Genomic DNA, 19,926 nt, shown 5'->3' with positions numbered 1-19,926 from the left:
CACACCAAAATAAAGAAGGAAAACCCCATGACCAAAGCGTTAATCCTTGACGACGAACGCGACATCTGCGAACTCATCGAAATGAGCCTGATGGGGCAGGACATCACCTGCACCAGCGTTTACACCATCCGTGCCGCCATCAAAGCGCTCAAAGAAGAGCGCTACAACTTCATCATCTCCGACATCCGCCTGCCCGATGGCGACGGCCTCGACTTCCTCTCCCACGTACAAAAACACTACCCTGGCACCCCGGTGTGCATGATTACCGCGCACGGCAACATGGACACCGCCATCACCGCGCTCAAACGCGGCGCCTTCGACTTCATCAACAAACCCTTCGACCTCAAACAACTGCGCAGTGTCTGCAAAGCCGCGCTCAAAGAAGGCCACAGCCAAAGCGGCGGCGCGAGTGCCTCACCCGCCGCGGGCGGCGGCAAAAAAACCGCGCCACAGGGCGGCGGCCGCTCCAGCAACAAATACGAACTCATCGGCGACGCCGAAGTCATGCAAAAAGTGCGGGCGATGATCAGCAAAGTCGCGCGCTCCCAGGCGCCCGTCTTCATCCACGGCGAATCCGGCACCGGGAAAGAAGTCGCTGCGCGCTCCATCCACCACCAAAGCAACCGCGCCGAAGGCGCATTCGTCGCCGTAAACTGCGGCGCGATTCCCGAAAACCTCGTCGAAAGCGAATTCTTCGGCTACAAAAAAGGCGCGTTCACCGGCGCCAACCAGGACCAGGACGGCCTCTTCGTCGCCGCCAACGGCGGCACATTATTCCTTGACGAAGTCGCCGACCTGCCGCTGTCCATGCAAGTCAAACTGCTGCGCGCCATCCAGGAGCGCGCGGTGCGCCCCATCGGCGGCGACCGCGAAGAAGCGGTGGACGTGCGCATCATCTCCGCCACCCACCACGACCTCGCCCGCCGCGTCGCCGAAAACAAATTCCGCGAAGACCTCTACTACCGCCTGAACGTCATCGGCCTCACCATGCCGCCCCTGCGCGAACGCGACGGCGACATCGCCATCCTCGCCGCCCACCTGCTCGCCAAACTGGCACGCGACGCGGGCTACCCGCTGGCGCACCTCTCACCGGCGGCGCTGGCCAAACTCGAAGCCTACCCCTTCCCCGGCAACGTGCGCGAACTCGAAAACATCCTCGAACGCGCGCTGACCTTCGTCGAAGGCGACACCATCGAAGCCGACGGCATCCACCTCAGCGAAAGCCGCATCCCGGCAGAACCTGCCGCCCGCCCCGCCGCGCCGCCGCCCGTCGCCCAACCCGACCCGCGCCCGCTGCGCCAACGCGCGCCCACCGCCGACCTTGACGAAGAAGAAATCACCGCCCTCGAACAATACCAGCCGCGCCAAAAAGACGGCCCCGCCATCCCGCTGCCGAACGACCTCGAAAACTACATGCAGGGACTGGAGCGCAACCTCCTCATCAAGGCGCTGGAAGACTGCAACTACAACAAGACCAAAGCCGCCGAAAAACTCGGCATCAGCTTCCGCGCCATGCGCTACAAACTCAAAAAACTCGGCATCGACTGACCACGATGGTGGGCTTTGCCCACCATCGCTTGTATCCCCACCGCTCATGCACCCCGCCAAAGTCCGCCGCGACCACCTGCACCAACTCACCGACCTGCCCAACATCGGCCCGGCCAGTGCCGCAGACCTGCGCCGCCTGGGCATCCACCACCCCAAAGACCTTATCGGCAAAAACGCCGATACCCTCTACCACACCCTCTGCGCCCTCGACGGCATCCGCCATGACCCCTGCGTCCATGACATCCTGCAATCCGTCGTCGATTACATGCACGGCGGCGAAGCTTTATCGTGGTGGACATACAGCGCCAAGCGCAAACAAAAAGAACCCGGAAACACCTCATGACCCTCGCCCACGAACCCCGTCTGCAACCCGAACTCTACTTCCTCGAAGGCTACTACACCGCGCCACCGCCTATTGACCCCGCCGCCTGGCAAACCCGCCTTGCCGCCTACCTCGGCCACGTCGAAGCCATCGGCGATGGCGACACTCCAATGTTCGCCCTGCACGACTACCGCTGCGACGTCGACCGACCGGGAGCGCCTACCATGATCACCCTGCTTGCCGCTCCGGCTGAAGCACCTGATGCCGATGCCCTGCAACAAAGCTGGGGTTGGATGGAGGCTGCCGACATCGTCCCGCGATGCCCATACATCCTCATCATCAACGAATTCCTCGGCCGCCTGCTTGACCCCAACCAGCGCCTGCACATCATCCGCAGCATCAGCCGTGTCCTCATCGAACTCACCGCGCCGCAAGCCGTGCGCCCGCTCGCCACCAACCGCTACTACCACCCGCAAAGCTGGCTGGATGCCGGCGACGACCAGCCCTACTACGGCCTCATCAACGTCCGCTACTACACTATCAGCAACCACCCCGGCGACAGCATCATGGATACATGCGGCCTCAGCGTCTTCGGTGTGCCCGATCTGCAATGCCACTACCGCGACCTCGAACCCGATGCCGTCGCCCAACAGCTCTACAACACCGCCATCTACCTCCTCGAACACGGTGACATCATTGCCGACGGCCATACCCTCACCGGCAGCAACGGTGAACCCTGGCACTGCCGCCACGAAGACAGCCTGCTCGAACCCAGCCGCCTCGTCCTCGACATCTGCCCCAATGCCCCATACGCCGCTGGAAACCGCGACGACTAACCCGTTTCAGACCATGCAAACCGAATACCACGCCGACCTTGCCCCGCGCCACACCCTTGCCTGCCCGTCCCTCGCGCGCGAACTCGTCCTGATAGAGAGCGCGGAAGAATGGCGCACCGCCGCGCCCGGCGACCGCATCCTCGGCGGCGGCAGCAACACCATCTGCCGTGAAGAAATCCAGACGCGCATCCTCTGTCCGCAATACCGCGGCCAGCGCGTCATCGGCGAAGACGCGGACAGCGTCCTCCTGCAAATACAGGCGGGCGAACCCTGGTACGCGGTGGCCGCCTGGAGCGCAAGCGAAGGCTGGTACGGCGCGGAAAACCTCGCCCTCATTCCCGGCAGCGCCGGTGCCGCCCCCGTACAAAACATCGGCGCCTATGGCGTTGAACTCCAGCACCTGCTGGAGCGCGTGCAAGTTTACGACCGCGACGAACGCCGCCTGCGCGACATTCCCGCCGCCGACTGCCGCTTTGCCTACCGCGATAGCCGCTTCAAACACGACTGGCGCGAGCGCTACATCATCAGCGCCATCACCTTACGCCTGTCCAAGCGCGGCACGCTGCACACCGCCTACCCCGGTCTGCGCGAACAGGCGGACGACTTGCACCACCCGGCGGACGTACACGCTGCGGTCAGCGCCCTGCGCCGCGGCAAACTGCCTGACCCGGCAGCGCTGCCCAACGCGGGCAGCTTCTTCCACAACCCCGTCGTCAGTAGCGCGCACTACGCCGCGCTGCGCGAAAAACACCCCGCCATGCCGTCTTTCGCCGCCGGGGCGGATGCGGTGAAAATCCCCGCCGCCTGGCTGATTGAACAAAGCGGATTCAAAGGCGCGCGCGACGGCAAGGTCGGCATCTACGCCGAACACGCGCTGGTGCTGGTGAACTACGGCGGCACGGCGACGGAAATCCTCGCCTTCGCCGCTGAAATCCAGCGGGCGGTACAAAGCCGCTACGGCCTCGCGCTCAACATCGAGCCGACGGTGCTGGCATAAGCGGGACAACGCAGGGGCAGCCATCCCAATCCGCCCCGGCATCTACGCATCCACCCAACCGGAGGAACCCTAAATCATGACCCCACCCATTGCCGCCGTCGCCTTTGACAAAGACGGCGTAACCTTCGATTCCGAGCGCATCTATGCCGAGTCCCTGCTGCAAACCCTCGTCGCCTTGCCGCAACCGCCTGCCGATGCGCAGGCGCTGGTCGATGCGTGCAGCGGCTTGAGCAGCGCCGCAACCGCCGCGCTGTTACAGCAAACACTTGGCGCGGACGTCGATATGGACGCCTTTTTCCGCCGCTGGTTTGCCCAGCGCGACGCCATCATCGCCACGCGCGGCGTGCCGTTCATGCCGGGCGCGGATACGCTGATTGAGGCGCTGTATGCGGCGGGTTATCCGCTGGCGCTGGTCACGGCGGACGACCTCGACAATGTCCTCGCCGATTTTCAGCGCTGCCCGCAGCCGGAGCTGTTGCAGCGCTTTTCGGTGGTGATTACCGCCGATGATGTCGCCCGCACCAAGCCCGACCCGGAGCCGTATCAGCGCGCCGCCGCCTATTTGGGCGTCGCGCCGGAGGCGATGCTGGTGCTGGAGGATTCGGATGTGGGCGCGCAGGCGGCGCTTGCCGCCGGTTGTCCGGTTTTCCTGCTGGCGGCCGACTGTCAGCCCGCGCCGCAGATTGCGCAGGCGGTGCGCCGCATCATTCATCATCATGACGCGGTGCGGGAGGTGCTGTTATGAAGCCTGTAATCAAGGCGGTCGCGCTTGACAAGGACGGCGTGACTTTTGATACGGAGAGTCTGATTTACCGCGCGTTTCGCGAGCTGATTGTGCGCGAGAAACTGCCGCTCGAACCGGCACTGTTTGAGACGCTGGTCGGCAAACCGCCGGAGGTTTATCTCAAGGTACTCGGCGAGGCGTTGGGGCAGGAAATGGCGCTGGATGATTTCATCGCGCACTGGTTCGCGCTGCGCGACACCATTTTTGCGGAGGAAGGCGCGCCGTTCATGCCCGGCGCCGACCGCCTCATCGAATATTTGCACGGCGCGGGCGTGCCGCTGGCGCTAGTGACCGGCGATTTTCGCCGCAATGTCGAGCAGGATTTTGCCCGCTGCCCCCGGCCGGAGCTGTTCCAATGCTTTGCCGTGGTGATTAGCCACGATGATGTCGCCCGCCCCAAGCCCGACCCGCAGCCGTATCAAATGGCGGCAGCGGCGCTGGGCGTCGCCCCGGAAAACCTGCTGGTGGTGGAGGATTCGCCGCCCGGCGTGCTGGCGGCGGTGGAGGCGGGCTGCCGTACCCTGATTTTGCCGGGTTACGGTATGATAACCGCCGATTTGGCGGCGCGCGCCTGGCGCACCGTTTCCCATCATGATGAAGTCCGCGAGATTTTCGATGCCCACCGTGCCTGAAGAATTGCGCCTCGCCAAAGGCGGCGCCACGCTTACCGTCACCTTTGCCGGAGTGGCTTATCCGCTTGCCGCTGAATATTTGCGCGTCTGCTCGCCCTCGGCGGAGGTGCGCAACCACGGCGGCGCGTGGACGCTGGTCGCGGGCAGGCGCAAGGTGCTGATTCGCCGCGTTGAGCCGGTCGGCAGTTACGCGGTGCGCCTGTATTTCAGCGACGGCCACCACACCGGCATCTACACTTGGGAAACGCTGCACGATTTGGCGCTTAACGCCGACGACTACTGGCAACGCTATCTGCAAGCCCTCGCCGCAGAGGGCAAAACACGGGACGAGAAATGACAGAAAAAGAGAAAGAACAAACCCACTTCGGCTACGAGACCATTGATTCCGAAGAAAAAGAAGGGCGCGTCGGCGCCGTCTTCGATTCGGTGGCGGGCAAATACGACCTAATGAACGACGTCATGAGCGCGGGCATCCACCGCGCCTGGAAAAACTGGTACGTCTGGCAGACCGGCGTCAAGCCGGGCGAAGCGGTGCTGGACTTGGCGGCAGGCACGGGCGACATCACCCTGCGGCTGGCCAAGCGGATGCGCGGCAAGGGCGCGGGCGCGGACATCGAAGGGCGGCTGGTCTCGTCCGACATCAACGCGGCGATGCTGAAAATCGGCGAAGAGCGCCTGACCAACAAAGGCTGGCTGAAAAACCTCGAATTCGTCATCGCCAACGCCGAAGCACTGCCGTTTGAAGACAACAGCTTTGACCTCATCACCATGGCGTTCGGCCTGCGCAACGTCACCCACCAGGACAAAGCGCTCGCCGAAATGGCGCGCGTGCTGAAGCCCGGCGGGCGCGTGCTGGTACTCGAATTCTCGCGCCCGAAAAACGCCGTCATCAACCGCTTTTACGACTGGTACAGCTTCACCTTCCTGCCGAAAATGGGCGCGTTCATCGCCAAAGACGCCGACAGCTACCAATACCTCGCCGAATCCATCCGCATGCACCCGCCGCAAGAAAAACTGAAAGCCATGTTCGCCGCCGCCGGGCTGGTGGACTGCGAATACCAGAACCTCAGCAACGGCATCGTCGCCATCCACAAAGGAGTCAAACCCCATGCTTGAAACCTTTCTGAGCGGCAGCGTGCTGGCGCGCCTCATCAACAGCGCCCTGCGCCTTGACCCGGCGGCGCGCGACAAACTTGCCGCCTTGAACGGCCGCCGCATCAGCCTTGACCTCGGCTGGGGCGAGCGCCCGTGGCTTATCGAAATCCACGGCGGCGAACTGCACTTCTCCGACGACCACGCCACCCTCTGCGACGTGCGTCTTTCCGGCAACCTGAGCGGCTTCCTCCAGCTCTTCAAAAAACCGACAAACAGCAGCACGCCACCGCGCGGCAAACTCTACATCGAAGGCGACCTGCACGCCGCGCAACAATTCCAGCGCGTCATGGGCGAACTCGCGCCCGACTTCGATGCCGTCTTCCGCGAGCGCTTCGGCGACCGCTTGGGCGCATACCTCGCCGACGCCGCGCGTCGCCTGCAAGCCCACGGCGAAGCGGGCAAAGCGGCCATCGAAGCCAAACTGCGCGCGTATATCAGCGAAAACGGTTGCGCCACCCGCAGTGAAGCCGCCGACTTCGCCCGCCGCCTGCAAGCGCTCACCGCCCGCCTTGCCCGCCTCGAAACCCGCCTAGCCACGGAGAACTGATTGCCGATGCTCGCCTCCACCCGGCGCATGTACCACATCGCGCGCGTCCTCATCCGCTACCGCCTGCACGAATACCTGCCGGACGAAGGCGCCTTCCGCTGGCTGCGTCTTGCCGCCCGCCTGCACCCCGCCTACTACCAGGACGACGGCGAAGCCGCCAGCCTCGGCAAACGCCTGCGCCTGGCACTACAAGACCTCGGCCCCATCTTCGTCAAACTGGGGCAGACCCTCTCCACCCGCCCCGACCTGCTCTCGCCCGACCTGCTCGCAGAGCTCAGCCAGTTGCAGGACAAAGTGCCGCCGTTCCCCGGTAGCGAGGCGCGCGCGCTGATAGAAGCAGCCTTGGGCGAGCCGATAGACGCCGTCTTTGCCGCATTTGATGAAACCGCCTTGGCATCCGCCTCCGTCGCCCAAGTCCACGCGGCGACACTACAAAGCGGCGAAGACGTCGTCGTCAAAGTCTTGCGCCCCGGTGTTGAAAAGGCCGTTGCCGCCGACATCGCGCTGATGTACCAACTGGCGCGGCTGGCGAATTGCACCAGCGACGGCCGCCGCCTGCGCCCGGTCGAAGTCGTGCGCGAATTCGAAAACACCCTCGCCAACGAACTTGATTTAATGTTTGAAGCGGCGAACGCCAGCCAACTGCGCGCCAACTTCAAAAACTCGCCGCTCCTCTACGTTCCCGAAGTGCACTGGCGCTACTGCCGCAAAAACATCATGGTGATGGAGCGCATCCGCGCCACCAACATCGCCGACGAAACCGCCATCCATGCCGCCGGCACCAACCTCAAAGTGCTGGCCGAGCGCGGCGTCGAAATCTTCTTCACCCAAGTCTTCCGCGACAGCTTCTTCCACGCTGACATGCACCCCGGCAACATCTTCGTTTACACCGACCAGCCGGAAACCCCGCGCTACTGCGCCATCGACTTCGGCATCATGGGCTCGCTCACCCCGGAAGACCAGCACTACCTCGCCGAAAACTTCCTCGCCTTCTTCAACCGCGACTACCGCCGCGTCGCCGAACTGCACGTCGAATCCGGCTGGGTCCCGCGCGACACCCGCGTCACCGACTTCGAAGCCGCCATCCGCAAAGTCTCCGAACCCATCTTCGGCAAACCCATCAAAGAAATCTCCTTCGGCGCCTTCCTCGTCAGCCTCTTCCAGACCGCGCGCCGCTTCAACATGCACATCCAGCCGCAGCTCGTGCTGCTACAAAAAACCTTCTTCAACGTCGAAGGCCTGGGGCGCCGCCTCTACCCCGAACTCGACCTGTGGACGACCGCCAAACCCGTGCTCGAAGCGTGGATGAAAACCCAAATCGGGCCGCGCGCGGTGCTCAAACAAATGCGCTACCACGCGCACGAATACGCGAAAACCCTGCCGCAACTGCCGCTGCTCGCTACACGCATCCTGCAACAAATCGACCAGCCGCCACCGCGCCCGGCGCGAGCCAAACAAAACCCGCGCCTGCTCGCCGGCACCCTGCTGCTCATCGCCGCCGTCGCCCTCTGGCTTACCGCCCACCCGCAAGGATTCTGGCAACACAGCGCGCTCGCCGCCATGGCCGCCGTTGGCATCTGGCAGTGGTGCAAACCCGGCAAAACATAAAACAGTAGGGTGGGGCTTGCCCCACCGCGAATTACAGTAGGTTGGGTTAGCGAGGAATGCGCTAACCCAACCTACGAAACGACGAAAAAAACCGAATCGGAGAGAAAACCATGCTACGCAGCAGCGACACCCGCGCCCAAAGCGATTCCGACAAATGGCACAAATACAGCGGCCGCAACATCCTGCCGATGTGGATAGCCGACACCGAATTCCTCGCCGCCCCCGCCATCCTGGACGCACTGCAAGAGCGGCTTGAGCACGGCGTCTTCGGCTACGGCCACCGCCGCCAGCGCTTCCTCGATGCCATCAAAAAACACTGCCACGACCAATACGGCTGGCACATCGAAGACGACTGGATACAGCCGCTCACCGGCGTCGTGCCCGGACTGAACTTCAGCCGCGCCGTCGCCCAACTGCGCGGCAAAAACCAGGCAGTCATGGTCGAACCCGTGTACCCGCACCTGCGCAAACACCCGGCGCTGTTGCCCGGCTTTACCGACCGCGGCTCACCTTGCAAACTGGAAAACGGCCGCTGGGTACCGGACTTCGCCGCCCTGGAAGCCAACATCAGCGCCGACACCGGCCTCCTGCTCCTCTGCCACCCGCACAACCCCATCGGCCGCGTCTACAGCGACGACGAACTGGCGCGCTACGCGGAAATCGCCCAAAAACACGACCTCATCGTCTGCTCGGACGAAATCCACTGCGACCTCATCCTAAACGGCAGCCGCCACCGCCCCTTTGCCGACTTGAGCGACGATGCGCGCGCCCGCACCATCACCCTGATGGCGGCGAGCAAAACCTGGAACATCGCCGGACTCTCCTGCGCCTTTGCCATCATCGCCGATGCCGAACTGCGCCGCGACTTCCAGCGCGTCAGCGCGGGCATGACCGGCGATGTGAACGTGCTTGGCATGACCGCGACCATCGCCGCCCTCGAACACGGCGAGCCGTGGCGACAAGAAATGCTCAAATACCTGCGCGAAAACGCCGAACTAACCGAGGCACGCATCAACGCCACCGGCAAACTGCACATGACCCCCGTCGAGGCGACCTACCTCGCCTGGATAGACGCGCGCGACCTTGGCGTCGAAAACCCGCAAAAATACTTCGAACAACACGGCGTCGGCATGAACGACGGCGCGGACTTCGGCGCGCCGGGCTACGTCCGCCTCAACTTCGGCTGCCCGCGCGACATGCTGGAAGAAGCGCTGGAGCGCATCAGCCGTGCGGTGGAAGCGGCAGCAGGACAAAAGCCATAAATCTGCTTGACATTCTTGTAATAAAAGCCGAATGTAAGCGCCTTTCCGGCGGCGGTCGCCGCCAAACCTTTTGCCATCGGGCAAAACACTGTCGTAATCATGCGTTGGGTTTCGGGAGTTTGAGTGTAATAACGCATGTAATGAAAAGGAAAAAACATGATCAACATCTACGTCGGCAACCTGTCCTATCAGGCTACGGAACAGGAACTGCGCGAAATGTTCGCTTCGCACGGAGAAGTCGGCAACGTCACCATCATCAAAGACCGCGACAGCGGCCGCAGCAAAGGCTTCGGCTTTGTCGAGATGAATGACAACAGCGCCGGACTGCGCGCCATTGACGCGCTAAACGGCAAAGACCTCGGCGGACGCCCGCTGAAAATCAACGAAGCACGCCCGCGCGAAGAGCGCCCGCGCCGTGACCGCTTTGGCGGTGGCCGCAGCTTCGGTGGCGGCGGAAACTGGTAAACCGCAAAAAGCCCGCGCAAGCGGGTTTTTTTAGGCGTGTTGCAAGCGCAAAAAACGTGTTCCATCCGCGTCCTGCCTGATTCTTCACAAAATCCAATCGAGCGTGCCGGTCAGAACCAATCATCATGCTATAATCGCGCCCTCATCGCCTTCCCATCCCGGAGAAAACCATGCAAGAACAAACCGATATCATCGTCGTTGGCGCCGGCCCCGCCGGCCTCGCCTTCTGCCGTGCGCTCGCGGGCAGCCCGCTCAACATCAGCGTCGTTGAAGTGCACCCGCCGGAAGTGCTTGCCGACCCGCCCTACGACGGCCGCGAAATCGCGCTCACCCACCCCTCCAAAGCCATCCTCGAAAACCTCGGCATCTGGCAACGATTCCCTGCCGACGAAGTCCATTACCTGCGCGCCGCCTCGGTACTCAATGGCGACTCGCCCTTCCGCCTGCATTTCCCGGTGCCGACACAAAACAGCCACCGACAGGCGATTGACACCCTCGGCTACCTCGTGCCGAACCACATCATCCGCCGCGCCGCCTATGAAGCAGTGCAGGGGCAGGAAAACCTGCGCTGGCACACCGGCCGCCGCGTTGTCGCCTGCCAGAGCGACGCCGCCAGCGCGCAAGTCACGCTCGATAACGGCGACACCATCAGCGGCAAACTGCTGGTCGCCGCCGACAGCCGCTTCTCCTTCATCCGCCGCACGATGGGCATCGCCGCCGACACCCACGAATTCGGGCGCAACGTCCTCGTCTTCCGCCTCGAACACGAACTTTCCAACGACCACACCGCGAGCGAATGCTTCTTCTACGGCAGCACGCTGGCGCTCCTGCCGCTGACCGACCACCTCACCAACTGCGTCGTCACCCTCGACAGCCGCAAGGCGCCGGAACTCTTGGCGATGGACGGCGAAACACTCGCCAACCACATCGCCGCGCAAGTCGGCCACCGCTACGGCGCGATGAAACTGGTGAGCAGCGTGCACGACTACCCGCTGGTCGGCGTCCATGCCCGCCGCTTCTATACCAACCGCTGCGCGCTCATCGGCGACGCCGCCTGCGGCATGCACCCGGTTACCGCACACGGCTACAACCTCGGCCTGCAAAGCCAGGAAATCCTCTCGCGCCTCATCCTGCGTCAGGCAGGGCAGGGCAGGGACATCGGCGACCCGGCGCTGCTTGCCGCCTACGACCGCCGTCACCAGCTGAACACCCGTCCGCTCTACCACGGTACCAACGCCATCGTCAAACTGTTCACCCGCGAAACCCCATCGGCGAAAATCCTGCGCCACGGCGTGCTCCGCCTCTCGCAAGCACTGCCGCCGCTGAAACACCTGATAACGCGCCAGCTTACGGGTTAAAGAACCGTTAGGCGTCATAGACCCGCTGCGGCCGCCGTGATACACTCGCCGCGTTTTTTTCCCAACACAGGAGATTCCATGAAAACCACGCTGAAAATCGCTGCCGTCGCGGCGCTCGCTACCATCAGCCTTACCGCTGCCGCCAAACTTTCCGAAGGCAAAGCCTACGGCGACTGGAAAGGCACCTGCCAAGGCAGCGAATGCGGCGCCATCCAAATCGTCAATAACGACAAAGGCGAACCGGTCGGCCGCATCCTGCTGCGCCGCATCCCGGAAGCACAAAACAACGTCATCGCCTTCATCACCGTGCCGCTCGGCGTGAACCTGCGTGCGGGCATGGCATTGGCGGCAGACGGCAAAGAGCTGGTCGTCACCCCGTTTGACTTCTGCGACCAGGGCGGCTGCAACGCGGCGATTCCGGTCGAAGGCAAAATCCTCGACAGCTTCAAAAAAGGCAACACCCTGCAAGTGGCGGCCTTCGTCGGCGACAAACAACAAACCATGGGCTTCTCCCTGAAAGGCGTTTCTGACGTTCTCAAAAACCTGTAAACCCAGGCCCATGTAAAAGCCGGACTCGCGTCCGGTTTTTTTATAACCGCATTTCCCTCGCGCCTGCAGGCGGGGCTAGCCTGCAAACCCCATAAAAACCCAAAAGGAACCGCCCATGCCCAAGCCCTACGACGGCGTCGTCTTTGACTGCGATGCCACCCTCTCCGCCCTCGAAGGCATCGACCAACTGGCCGCACTCGCCGGCGTTGCCGCACAAGTCAGCGCGCTTACCCACCGTGCGATGAACGGCGAAGTGCCGCTCGAAGCCGTCTATGGCGAACGCCTTGCCCTCATCCGTCCGCGTCAGCGCGACCTTGCCAACATCGCCCAACAATACCTCGACCGCACCGTATCCGGCGCCAAAGAAACCATCGCTGCCCTGCAAGGGCGCGGCGTAAAAGTCGCCATCGTCAGCGGCGGCATCCTGGATGCCATCCTGCCGCTTGCCGCCACACTCGGCATCGCCCCCGCCGACACCTTCGCCGTCCGCCTGCAATTCGACGAAAACGGCGACTACCGCGGCTTTGAACCCAGCCCGCTCACCACCGCCGCGGGCAAAGCCGCCATCGTCGCCGCCTGGAAAACCGCTAACCACTTGCAGCGCGTCGCCATGGTGGGCGACGGCATGAGCGACGTCGCCGCGCGTGCGCCTGGCGCGGCCGACGTAATCATCGGCTACGGTGGCGTGGTGGCGCGCGAAGCCGTGCGCCAGGCTGCCGACCACTACAGCACCGCCGCCGACCTGCGCGACCTCCTGCCCCTGCTCACCCCGGAGATCCCATGACCGCCATCCCTGAAAACATCGGCCAGTTCTACCTCGGCACCGAAACCCTGCCCGACGCCGGCACGCCCGTCCTCTACGACGCTGCCGACCTCACCACCCACGCCGTCATCATCGGCATGACCGGCTCCGGCAAAACCGGCCTCGGCATCACCCTGCTCGAAGAAGCCGCGCTGGACGGCATCCCCGTCATCGCCATCGACCCCAAAGGCGACCTCGGCAACCTCGCCCTCAACTTCCCCGCGCGCCGCGCCGCCGACTTTGCCCCCTACGCCGACGCCGCGAGCCTCGCCCAAAGCGGCCAGACCGCCGACGCATGGGCGGCCGCCACCGCACAAAAATGGGGCGAGGGCATCGACGCCAGCCAGCAAAGTGCCGCGCGACAAGAAGCGCTCGCTGCCGCCAATCCCGTCCACATCTACACCCCCGGCGGCGAACACGGCCTGCCGCTCTCGCTCCTTGCCCACCTCGGCGCGCCCGACCCCGCCATCCAAGGCGAACGCGAAGCCTACGCCGACTACCTCGACAGCACCGCCGCCGCCCTGCTCGCCCTCGTTGGCGAAGCGGGCGACAGCACCAGCCCGGCGCAACTCTACCTCGCCCACATCCTGAAACACCATTGGGACGCCGGACGTGACCTCGACCTCGCCCAACTCATCAGCGAAATCCAGAACCCGCCGATGGCACAAATCGGCGTCCTGCCCGTCGCCCAAGTCTATCCCGCCAAAGCGCGCGACAAACTGGCGCTCGCCTTCAACAACCTGCTCGCCGCGCCCGGCTTCAGCGCCTGGCTGCAAGGCGCGCCGCTGGACAGCCAACAACTCCTCTACGACGCACAAAACCGCGCGCAAACCAGCATCATCAACATCGCCCACCTAAACGACGCCGAACGCATGACCCTCGTCACCCTGCTGCTCGGCAACCTCATCGCCTGGATGCGCCGCCAAAGCGGCAGCAGCACCCTGCGTGCCATCCTCTACATGGACGAACTCTACGGCTACCTGCCGCCCAGCGCCAACCCGCCCAGCAAAAAACCGCTGCTCACCCTCCTCAAACAAGCGCGCGCCTACGGCCTCGGCCTCGTCCTCTCCACCCAAAACCCGGTCGATCTCGACTACAAAGCGCTCGCCAACGCCGGCACCTGGTTCATCGGCCGCATGCAAACCGCACAAGACCGCGCCCGCGTCGCCGACGGCCTCACCAGTGCCAGCGCCCAAGGCTTAGACCGCGCCACCCTCGAAACCTGGTTCGACCACATCGACAAACGCCGCTTCCTCCTGCACAACATCCACGAAGCCCAGCCCTGCATCCTGCAAAGCCGCCACGCCATGAGCTACCTCGCAGGCCCCCTCTCGCGCGAACACATCCGCGCCATCACCGCCGCCGACCCGCGCCGCGCCACCGCGAGCATTGCCGCCGAAAATAACGGCCACGACAGCCCGCCGCCCGCCTTGCCTGCCGGCATCAACCGCTACTACCTGCCAAACGAAAACAGCGGCGGCATGACCCACTACTACCCCATCGCGCTGGCGAGCGTCCGCCTCTACTACCGCGACGCCAAAAGCAACACCCGCCACGAACAAACCCTGCTCCTACAAGCGCCCTTTGGCGACAGCGCCCCCGACTGGACGCAAAACCAACCCGCGCCGGTCAGCACCGAACAACTACAAAGCGCACCGCACCAACCCTGCCAGCACCACCCCGTGCCTGCCGCCGCGCTTGACCCCGCCGCGTGGAAAAACTGGGAAAAAACCCTCGCCACCCACCTGCGCCAACACCAAAGCGTCGTCCTCTACCACTCCAAAACCCTGGATGCCTACAGCAACCCCGGCGAAGACGAAGCCAGCTTCCGCAACCGCCTCGCCACCGCCGCGCACGAAAAACGCGACGCCGCCATCACCGCGCTGCGGATGAAATACGCCAAACAACACACCGCGCTCGCCAAACAACAACAAACCGCCCAAGCGGCGGTCGAACGCGAAAAAAGCCAAAGCAACCAAAGCCTGCTGCAAACCGGCCTTGCCATCGGCGGCGCGCTGCTCTCCGCCTTCACCGGCCGCAAGGCGCTCAGTGCGACGACCATTGCCAAAACCCAGACCGCCATCAAAAGCGCGAGCAAAATCCAAAAAGAACGGCAGGACATCGCCGCCGCCAACGCGCGCGAAACCCTGGTCGGCGAACAAATCGCGCAAATGGAAGCGGCGCTTGCCCAAGAACTGCAAACCCTGCGCGAACAATACGATCCCGCGACCCTGCCGCTGGAAGAAAAACACATCGACGTCAAAGCGAGCGACATCACCATCGAACGCCTCGCGCTGGGGTATGTGCCGCTGGGCTAAAGGCTGTTTGCAATCTTAAGTCCCCCTCCCCCGCGCAGCGGGCGGGTACCCATGCAAAATGCGTCCGCATTTTGCATGGGGCCCGGGGGAGGGTCGGGGAGGGTGTGGGCGATGTTGTTGATGAATCGAAATTCCGGTTTTTCAATGGATTGCTGCCCTCACCCCAACCCCTCTCTCGTCCTGCGGACGAGCAATGCTTGTCCCAGAGGGACGGCAACAGCTCGCGTAGCAAAAGAGGGGCTTATTCGCTGACATGCAAACACGCCCTAAAGCGGTTGGCGCAACAAAAAACCGCCCGCCCAAAACCGCGGGCGGAACCCCGTACTATCCCTACGACAACAAACAACAAAAGAACCCATGAGCCATACCATCCCCGTCATCGACCGCTTCCGTGGCTGCCTGCTCGGCGGCGCCACAGGCGATGCCCTCGGCGCACCGGTCGAATTCATGCGCCGCGCCGACATCCTGCGCCGGTTTGGCCAGGCGGGCATCACCACCTTTGCCCCCGGCTACGACTACCCCGGCGCCATTACCGACGACACACAAATGACGCTGTTTACCGCCGAAGGACTGCTCACCGCCTGGCTCGGCGACGGCGACACAGGCGCTGCCACCGCGCGCAGTTACCTGGGCTGGCTGCGCACCCAACACGAATGGCCTTACGAACCGCTGCTTGCCGCCATCGAACCGGCGGGCTGGCTGTGGCAACAGCCGGAACTGCATCACCGCCGCGCGCCGGGCATGACCTGCCTGACCGCGCTGATGGCGATGCCTGAGCTCGGCGTGCCTGCGGACAACCACAGCAAAGGCTGCGGCGGCGTAATGCGTGCCGCACCAGTCGGGCTGTACGCCTGGGCGCAGCGCTGGTCGCCCGCACAAACCCTCGCCACCGGCACGGCGCTGGCGGCGCTGACGCACGGCCACCGCAGCGGCACCCTCACCGCAGGCGTACTTGCCGTACTCATTCAGGCACTCTGCGACGGCATGACGCTGCCCGCCGCGCTCGCCCGCGCCAAACCGCTGCTGCAAGCCGAAGCCGGACACGAAGAAACGCTGTACGCGCTCGCTGCCGCAGCGCGGTACGCCGCCAGCGACCTCGAACCCGCGCAGGCGGTGGCGCGACTGGGCGAAGGCTGGGTTGCCGAAGAAGCGCTGGCGATAGCGGTGTACTGCGCGCTGATCGCCGCCGACCTGCGCGCTGGCGTCATCCTCGCGGTCAATCACGACGGCGACTCGGATTCCACCGGCGCCATTGCCGGCAACCTGCTCGGCGCGCTGCACGGCGTGCAAGCCATCCCCGCGGAATGGCTGACCCCGCTGGAGCTGCGTCGGGTGATAGATACCGTCGCGAATGATCTATACGCGACGCGCGACGGCGACAAGAACGACGCAGGGTTGCGGGAACGCTATCCCGTGCAGGCATGAAAAAACGCCGGGAAGTCCGGCGTTTTTTATGGCGACGGGGTGGGTTATGGCACGGCCAGCACGGCGCAGTTGCAGAGGTCGTCGCTGGTAAAGCGGGTGATGTCGCCCGCGTTCAGGCCGGGGACGGGAAAGAGGCGCACGGTGAGCGGTTTGTTCAGGCGGTAGGCCATCGCGGCGGTGTCGGCCATGATGGCGTTGATTTTTTCGGCGGGGGTGTCGCCGGGAATGGGCACGGTATCGAGGCCGATACCGCAGACGCTGCTATAGGTGAGGAGGGCGCGCAGGTCGAAGGTGTTGTCGCGGCTGGCATCAGCCAGTCCCTGGTCTTCGGTGACGGCGAGCATCAGCCCGGAGAAGCCGATGGCGCGCACGTTGTTGAGGGTTTTGAAGACGCGGGTGAGCAGGGCGGAGGCGGCAATGCTGCCGGAGGCGCCAAAGTGCGGCACGCGCAGCAGGCGGTAGATTTCGGCCATTGAGGTGCAGTTTTTTGAGGGGGCGGCGGAGGTGTCCATGCCCGCGTAGTGCCAGCCGTCGTCTAGTGTCGTGGCGGCGATGATGGCCTGCACGGCGTCGCTGTGGTGTTGCAGGGCGCGGTGCATGGCGTGGTAGGCGGCGCGCAGGTAGTCGCCGGGGTCAGCAGGTTGGTCGTTGAGCGCGCGCAGGGCGGCGGCGAGCAGGTCGGGGGTTTCGAGGCCGACGACGAGGCTGCCATGCGCGTCGTGGTGGTAGCCCGCGGGAAAGTAGGGGATGAGCGGCGGGCAGTTGTAGTTGACGGTGAAGTTGAAGTTGCCTTCGCCGCGCGGGGTGATGCGCGCGATTTTTTGCACGGCGGCGGTGCAGCGGGCGATTTGTGCGTGGTCGGGGATGCCGTCGGCGTCGGCCGCGATGTTGACACAGGCGTTGGCCAGATCGCCGTAGTCGCGGATGAGTTCGGGCAGGAGGGCGATTTCCGTGGCGCTGCGGGCTTCGCCAATGGCAAAGCGGATGCGCAGGCCGTTTTGGTTGAGCGCCGAGAGGATGCGCTGGATGTGGGCGAGGCCTTGTTTGGCGGCGGTGAGGCTTGTGGTGTCGAGGTATTCGCCGAAGGGGTTGGCGACGATGCGTACGGATTGGACGGTGTAGTCCGCGCGGGCAAATGCGGCGGCGAGGCGGTCGCATTGGCGCTTGGCGTCCGTGAGCGCGTGTTGCCAGGCGGTTTGGTCGGGGGTGAGCGAGACAAAGGCGGTGATGGCGCGGACGCGACAGAGGGCAGGGGCGTGGAGGTTCATGGTTAGGGATCTTGTTTCAATGGATGGCAGTCAGGGGGAATCCTTTGGCATCGTGGTAGGTTCACGGGCGCTACCCCCACCTAGGGGCTGTTTACAATTCGACGAGCGAGCCCCTCTCCTTTGGGGACTGGCACAGCTCGCGTAGCGACAAGTATTGCTTGCGAAGCAAGAGAGTGGGGGGAGGGCGGCAAACAATTGAAAAACCGGAACTCTGGTTCATCAATGATTGCTCACCCCCTCCCCCGCTGCGAGCGCTGCGCGTTCTGCGGGGGAGGGGGCTGTTCGGTTGTGGATTCGGCATTGGTTGTCGGGCGTAGGGGTTATGGACGGCAACCGGTGAGGAGGACGGTGGCGGAGGCGGGGCGGGCGAGGACGGCGCTTTGGCCGTCGCTGTAGAAGGCAATTTGCCCGTTTTCGTAGGTGGCGGGGTTGTCGCCGGGGCGCTGTTCGAGGGTATGCTCGCCGCTCATGTAGCGTAGTTGCAGGCTCTGTTTGCTGCTGTCCGGGTAGCGGGTATCGAAGCTGCCTTCGCGGCATTGCCAGGTGTTCCAGTGGTTGCCGATGGGCAGTTTGAGCTGGCTGTGGTGAGCGGGGGAGGGCAGGGCGGTGTCTTCGGGCTGGTCGCTTTCGAGGGTGATGGCGACAGGGTGCGGTTTGCCGCCACCGCAGGCGGTGAGCAGCAGGGCGAGGGCGATGACGGGCAGGTTTTTTGTGGTGTTCATGGGAATGCTGTGGGGTTATGGGTTTGGGGTGGCACGAGGCGTGTCGGCTGTTATGCGGTGATACGGGGGAAGTTATTTGGGGTTGTCTTCTCCAAACATGCGGTGCAGGGAGTCTTTCTTTTTTTCGGCTTCTTGTTGGTATTTTTGTAGTTTTTCGTTTTCGCTCGTCAGTTGTTTGAGTTGTTGGGTCAGTTCGGCGATGTATTGGTCTTTTTGGGCGATTTCTTTGCGCAGGTTTTTGATTTGTTGTTGTGCCCTGCCTTTGAATTTGTCTTCGGCAAATTCGTAGGCGGCATTTTGTGCCATGTCTTTGCCGCCATGTTCCCAGCCGATTTTGGCGCCAAAGGCGAGGCCGATCAGGGCGATGAGTTTGGTCAGGGTTTTCATGGCGCTTCCTGTTTTTGGGGTGTGCGGTAAGGCGGCAGGATTTTTTGAAATCCCAGGTAGAGCAGGATGTAGCTCCAGGAGAAGAACATGAGTTTCATGAAGTTGGAGATGGCGATGATGATGAAAAATAGCCAGTAGTTGTGGATGTGAAAGAGGTCTTGGGCGATGAATTTGCCCAGGGCGATGCGCAGGTTATCGAGCAGGAGGAAGGCGTTGATGATTTTTCTGCCGTAGGCGTTGTAGCCGTTTGCCATGATGCTGTCCGCTTCTGCGTAGTCGATGAAGTTTTCAAAGTTGATGTTGGTATTGAGGAATTCTGCGGTGTCGTAGCCGCTAAAGAGCAGGGTCAGGATGAGGTTGAGCATCAGGGCGGGGGCAAGGATTTTGATGATGAGGATGCCGTGTTTTGCCAGGTATTCGTTGAGGTTGTTTTCGACGATGCTGATGTTCCCGCTTTCGTTTGTGTTGCGGATGATTTGGTAGGTGATGTTGAAGGTGAGCAGGGCGATGAGGAAGATGGTGTAGCCGTGGCTCAGGATGATGCCCTTGGTGGTGATGGTAAAGAGGATGCTTAGCAGGATGGCGAGGAGGGTGCAGACGAGTATTTGCCAGGGGGTGTTTCTTTTTTTGATGAGTTTTTGCAGGAGGGATTGTTCTTTGAGGTAGATGTTGAGCATTTGTTTTTTGCTGTACCAGAGGGAAGCGGTCATATACCAGATGAACAGGGCGGTTATGAGGATGAGCAGCAGGGTGAGCCAGTCGTTTTGGCCGACGATGTAGCCTTGCAGGGCGAGCAGGAGCAGGATGGGCAGGCTGGTCAGGAGTTTTGTGATGGTAGTGGTGCGCCGTGTTTTTTCCCGGGCGGTAGTGTGGTTTTCGGGTTTCATGTTTTGTTACATGATGAGCGGGTTTTGGGTGGGGCAAGCCCCACCCTACGGTTT

Annotated in this window: 21 protein-coding genes; 17 read left to right on the top strand and 4 right to left on the bottom strand. The window is 63.1% G+C overall.

From position 1 onward, the window contains the following. The first annotated feature begins 27 nt into the window (after window positions 1-27). The 17 genes from EL199_RS11335 (at window position 28) to EL199_RS11255 (ending at window position 16,608) form a co-directional block, all read left to right on the top strand. Window positions 28-1,548: a sigma-54-dependent transcriptional regulator gene (locus tag EL199_RS11335; protein ID WP_126316086.1), complete on the top strand. Its 1,521-nt coding sequence runs from the start codon at window positions 28-30 to the stop codon at window positions 1,546-1,548. A 46-nt stretch (window positions 1,549-1,594) separates the two neighbouring features. After that, window positions 1,595-1,891: a helix-hairpin-helix domain-containing protein gene (locus EL199_RS11330; protein ID WP_004143260.1), complete on the top strand. Its 297-nt coding sequence runs from the start codon at window positions 1,595-1,597 to the stop codon at window positions 1,889-1,891. Then, window positions 1,888-2,706 carry a DUF4261 domain-containing protein gene (locus tag EL199_RS11325; RefSeq protein ID WP_004143261.1) on the top strand — a complete coding sequence of 273 codons (819 nt, stop codon included), beginning with the start codon at window positions 1,888-1,890 and terminating at the stop codon, window positions 2,704-2,706. Before EL199_RS11330 ends, EL199_RS11325 begins: the two co-directional genes overlap by 4 nt. Next, on the top strand, window positions 2,672-3,703 hold the full coding sequence (murB, locus tag EL199_RS11320; protein ID WP_004143264.1) for a UDP-N-acetylmuramate dehydrogenase: 1,032 nt from the start codon (window positions 2,672-2,674) through the stop codon (window positions 3,701-3,703). The genes EL199_RS11325 and murB overlap by 35 nt, the downstream gene beginning before the upstream one ends. 76 nt (window positions 3,704-3,779) lie before the next feature. Beyond that, a complete protein-coding gene (locus EL199_RS11315; protein WP_004143266.1) occupies window positions 3,780-4,448 on the top strand; it encodes an HAD family hydrolase in 669 nt (222 codons plus the stop codon). Then, window positions 4,445-5,119, top strand: a complete 675-nt coding sequence (locus EL199_RS11310; protein WP_004143267.1) for an HAD family hydrolase — start codon at window positions 4,445-4,447, stop codon at window positions 5,117-5,119. The genes EL199_RS11315 and EL199_RS11310 overlap by 4 nt, the downstream gene beginning before the upstream one ends. Then, on the top strand, window positions 5,103-5,456 hold the full coding sequence (locus tag EL199_RS11305; protein WP_004143268.1) for a gamma-butyrobetaine hydroxylase-like domain-containing protein: 354 nt from the start codon (window positions 5,103-5,105) through the stop codon (window positions 5,454-5,456). The genes EL199_RS11310 and EL199_RS11305 overlap by 17 nt, the downstream gene beginning before the upstream one ends. Then, on the top strand, window positions 5,453-6,235 hold the full coding sequence (gene ubiE / locus EL199_RS11300) for a bifunctional demethylmenaquinone methyltransferase/2-methoxy-6-polyprenyl-1,4-benzoquinol methylase UbiE (protein ID WP_004143269.1): 783 nt from the start codon (window positions 5,453-5,455) through the stop codon (window positions 6,233-6,235). Before EL199_RS11305 ends, ubiE begins: the two co-directional genes overlap by 4 nt. Then, window positions 6,228-6,821 carry a ubiquinone biosynthesis accessory factor UbiJ gene (locus EL199_RS11295; RefSeq protein ID WP_004143270.1) on the top strand — a complete coding sequence of 198 codons (594 nt, stop codon included), beginning with the start codon at window positions 6,228-6,230 and terminating at the stop codon, window positions 6,819-6,821. Before ubiE ends, EL199_RS11295 begins: the two co-directional genes overlap by 8 nt. 6 nt (window positions 6,822-6,827) lie before the next feature. After that, entirely contained in the window at window positions 6,828-8,429 is a 1,602-nt protein-coding gene (gene ubiB / locus EL199_RS11290; RefSeq protein WP_004143271.1) for a ubiquinone biosynthesis regulatory protein kinase UbiB, read from the top strand. A 110-nt stretch (window positions 8,430-8,539) separates the two neighbouring features. Beyond that, window positions 8,540-9,691, top strand: coding sequence for a MalY/PatB family protein (locus EL199_RS11285; RefSeq protein WP_004143273.1), 1,152 nt, complete (start codon window positions 8,540-8,542; stop codon window positions 9,689-9,691). Between the two features lie 156 nt (window positions 9,692-9,847). Beyond that, window positions 9,848-10,156 carry an RNA recognition motif domain-containing protein gene (locus EL199_RS11280; protein ID WP_004143274.1) on the top strand — a complete coding sequence of 103 codons (309 nt, stop codon included), beginning with the start codon at window positions 9,848-9,850 and terminating at the stop codon, window positions 10,154-10,156. A gap of 170 nt (window positions 10,157-10,326) precedes the next feature. Further along, window positions 10,327-11,514 carry a 5-demethoxyubiquinol-8 5-hydroxylase UbiM gene (gene ubiM / locus EL199_RS11275; RefSeq protein ID WP_004143276.1) on the top strand — a complete coding sequence of 396 codons (1,188 nt, stop codon included), beginning with the start codon at window positions 10,327-10,329 and terminating at the stop codon, window positions 11,512-11,514. A gap of 78 nt (window positions 11,515-11,592) precedes the next feature. Continuing rightward, window positions 11,593-12,063: an invasion associated locus B family protein gene (locus EL199_RS11270; protein WP_004143277.1), complete on the top strand. Its 471-nt coding sequence runs from the start codon at window positions 11,593-11,595 to the stop codon at window positions 12,061-12,063. Window positions 12,064-12,178: 115 nt separating this feature from the next. Continuing rightward, window positions 12,179-12,847 (top strand): HAD-IB family phosphatase, encoded by a 669-nt coding sequence (locus tag EL199_RS11265; RefSeq protein WP_004143278.1) that lies wholly within the window; start codon window positions 12,179-12,181, stop codon window positions 12,845-12,847. After that, window positions 12,844-15,183 (top strand): ATP-binding protein, encoded by a 2,340-nt coding sequence (locus EL199_RS11260; protein WP_004143279.1) that lies wholly within the window; start codon window positions 12,844-12,846, stop codon window positions 15,181-15,183. The genes EL199_RS11265 and EL199_RS11260 overlap by 4 nt, the downstream gene beginning before the upstream one ends. Before the next feature lie 357 nt (window positions 15,184-15,540). Then, window positions 15,541-16,608 (top strand): ADP-ribosylglycohydrolase family protein, encoded by a 1,068-nt coding sequence (locus EL199_RS11255; RefSeq protein ID WP_004143284.1) that lies wholly within the window; start codon window positions 15,541-15,543, stop codon window positions 16,606-16,608. 44 nt (window positions 16,609-16,652) lie between these two features. On the opposite strand, the gene EL199_RS11250 is transcribed toward EL199_RS11255, so the two are convergent. From EL199_RS11250 to EL199_RS11235, 4 genes are all read right to left on the bottom strand, one after another. After that, on the bottom strand, window positions 16,653-17,876 hold the full coding sequence (locus EL199_RS11250; RefSeq protein WP_004143286.1) for a DUF711 family protein: 1,224 nt from the start codon (window positions 17,874-17,876) through the stop codon (window positions 16,653-16,655). A 320-nt stretch (window positions 17,877-18,196) separates the two neighbouring features. Beyond that, window positions 18,197-18,598: an MliC family protein gene (locus EL199_RS11245; RefSeq protein WP_004143287.1), complete on the bottom strand. Its 402-nt coding sequence runs from the start codon at window positions 18,596-18,598 to the stop codon at window positions 18,197-18,199. Between the two features lie 72 nt (window positions 18,599-18,670). Next, the gene (locus EL199_RS11240) at window positions 18,671-18,985 is read right to left on the bottom strand and encodes a hypothetical protein (RefSeq protein WP_004143288.1); all 315 of its coding nucleotides are present in this window, start codon (window positions 18,983-18,985) and stop codon (window positions 18,671-18,673) included. Further along, complete coding sequence (locus EL199_RS11235; RefSeq protein ID WP_004143289.1) at window positions 18,982-19,872, bottom strand: hypothetical protein; 891 nt, start codon at window positions 19,870-19,872, stop codon at window positions 18,982-18,984. The genes EL199_RS11240 and EL199_RS11235 overlap by 4 nt, the downstream gene beginning before the upstream one ends. Window positions 19,873-19,926 lie beyond the last annotated feature (54 nt).

The organism is Cardiobacterium hominis, assembly GCF_900637305.1.
Taxonomy (GTDB): Bacteria; Pseudomonadota; Gammaproteobacteria; order Cardiobacteriales; family Cardiobacteriaceae; genus Cardiobacterium; species Cardiobacterium hominis.
Note: the sequence above shows the minus strand (reverse complement) of the source record. Positions and strands in the feature narration are given on the sequence as shown.

Bases quoted from the DNA above. Each gene is read 5' to 3' on its own strand.
- EL199_RS11335 (WP_126316086.1), top strand. From the start codon at position 28: ATGACCAAAGCGTTAATCCTTGACGACGAACGCGACATCTGCGAACTC.
- EL199_RS11330 (WP_004143260.1), top strand. From the start codon at position 1,595: ATGCACCCCGCCAAAGTCCGCCGCGACCACCTGCACCAACTCACCGAC.
- EL199_RS11325 (WP_004143261.1), top strand. From the start codon at position 1,888: ATGACCCTCGCCCACGAACCCCGTCTGCAACCCGAACTCTACTTCCTC.
- murB (WP_004143264.1), top strand. From the start codon at position 2,672: ATGCCCCATACGCCGCTGGAAACCGCGACGACTAACCCGTTTCAGACC.
- EL199_RS11315 (WP_004143266.1), top strand. From the start codon at position 3,780: ATGACCCCACCCATTGCCGCCGTCGCCTTTGACAAAGACGGCGTAACC.
- EL199_RS11310 (WP_004143267.1), top strand. From the start codon at position 4,445: ATGAAGCCTGTAATCAAGGCGGTCGCGCTTGACAAGGACGGCGTGACT.
- EL199_RS11305 (WP_004143268.1), top strand. From the start codon at position 5,103: ATGCCCACCGTGCCTGAAGAATTGCGCCTCGCCAAAGGCGGCGCCACG.
- ubiE (WP_004143269.1), top strand. From the start codon at position 5,453: ATGACAGAAAAAGAGAAAGAACAAACCCACTTCGGCTACGAGACCATT.
- EL199_RS11295 (WP_004143270.1), top strand. From the start codon at position 6,228: ATGCTTGAAACCTTTCTGAGCGGCAGCGTGCTGGCGCGCCTCATCAAC.
- ubiB (WP_004143271.1), top strand. From the start codon at position 6,828: ATGCTCGCCTCCACCCGGCGCATGTACCACATCGCGCGCGTCCTCATC.
- EL199_RS11285 (WP_004143273.1), top strand. From the start codon at position 8,540: ATGCTACGCAGCAGCGACACCCGCGCCCAAAGCGATTCCGACAAATGG.
- EL199_RS11280 (WP_004143274.1), top strand. From the start codon at position 9,848: ATGATCAACATCTACGTCGGCAACCTGTCCTATCAGGCTACGGAACAG.
- ubiM (WP_004143276.1), top strand. From the start codon at position 10,327: ATGCAAGAACAAACCGATATCATCGTCGTTGGCGCCGGCCCCGCCGGC.
- EL199_RS11270 (WP_004143277.1), top strand. From the start codon at position 11,593: ATGAAAACCACGCTGAAAATCGCTGCCGTCGCGGCGCTCGCTACCATC.
- EL199_RS11265 (WP_004143278.1), top strand. From the start codon at position 12,179: ATGCCCAAGCCCTACGACGGCGTCGTCTTTGACTGCGATGCCACCCTC.
- EL199_RS11260 (WP_004143279.1), top strand. From the start codon at position 12,844: ATGACCGCCATCCCTGAAAACATCGGCCAGTTCTACCTCGGCACCGAA.
- EL199_RS11255 (WP_004143284.1), top strand. From the start codon at position 15,541: ATGAGCCATACCATCCCCGTCATCGACCGCTTCCGTGGCTGCCTGCTC.
- EL199_RS11250 (WP_004143286.1), bottom strand. From the start codon at position 17,876: ATGAACCTCCACGCCCCTGCCCTCTGTCGCGTCCGCGCCATCACCGCC.
- EL199_RS11245 (WP_004143287.1), bottom strand. From the start codon at position 18,598: ATGAACACCACAAAAAACCTGCCCGTCATCGCCCTCGCCCTGCTGCTC.
- EL199_RS11240 (WP_004143288.1), bottom strand. From the start codon at position 18,985: ATGAAAACCCTGACCAAACTCATCGCCCTGATCGGCCTCGCCTTTGGC.
- EL199_RS11235 (WP_004143289.1), bottom strand. From the start codon at position 19,872: ATGAAACCCGAAAACCACACTACCGCCCGGGAAAAAACACGGCGCACC.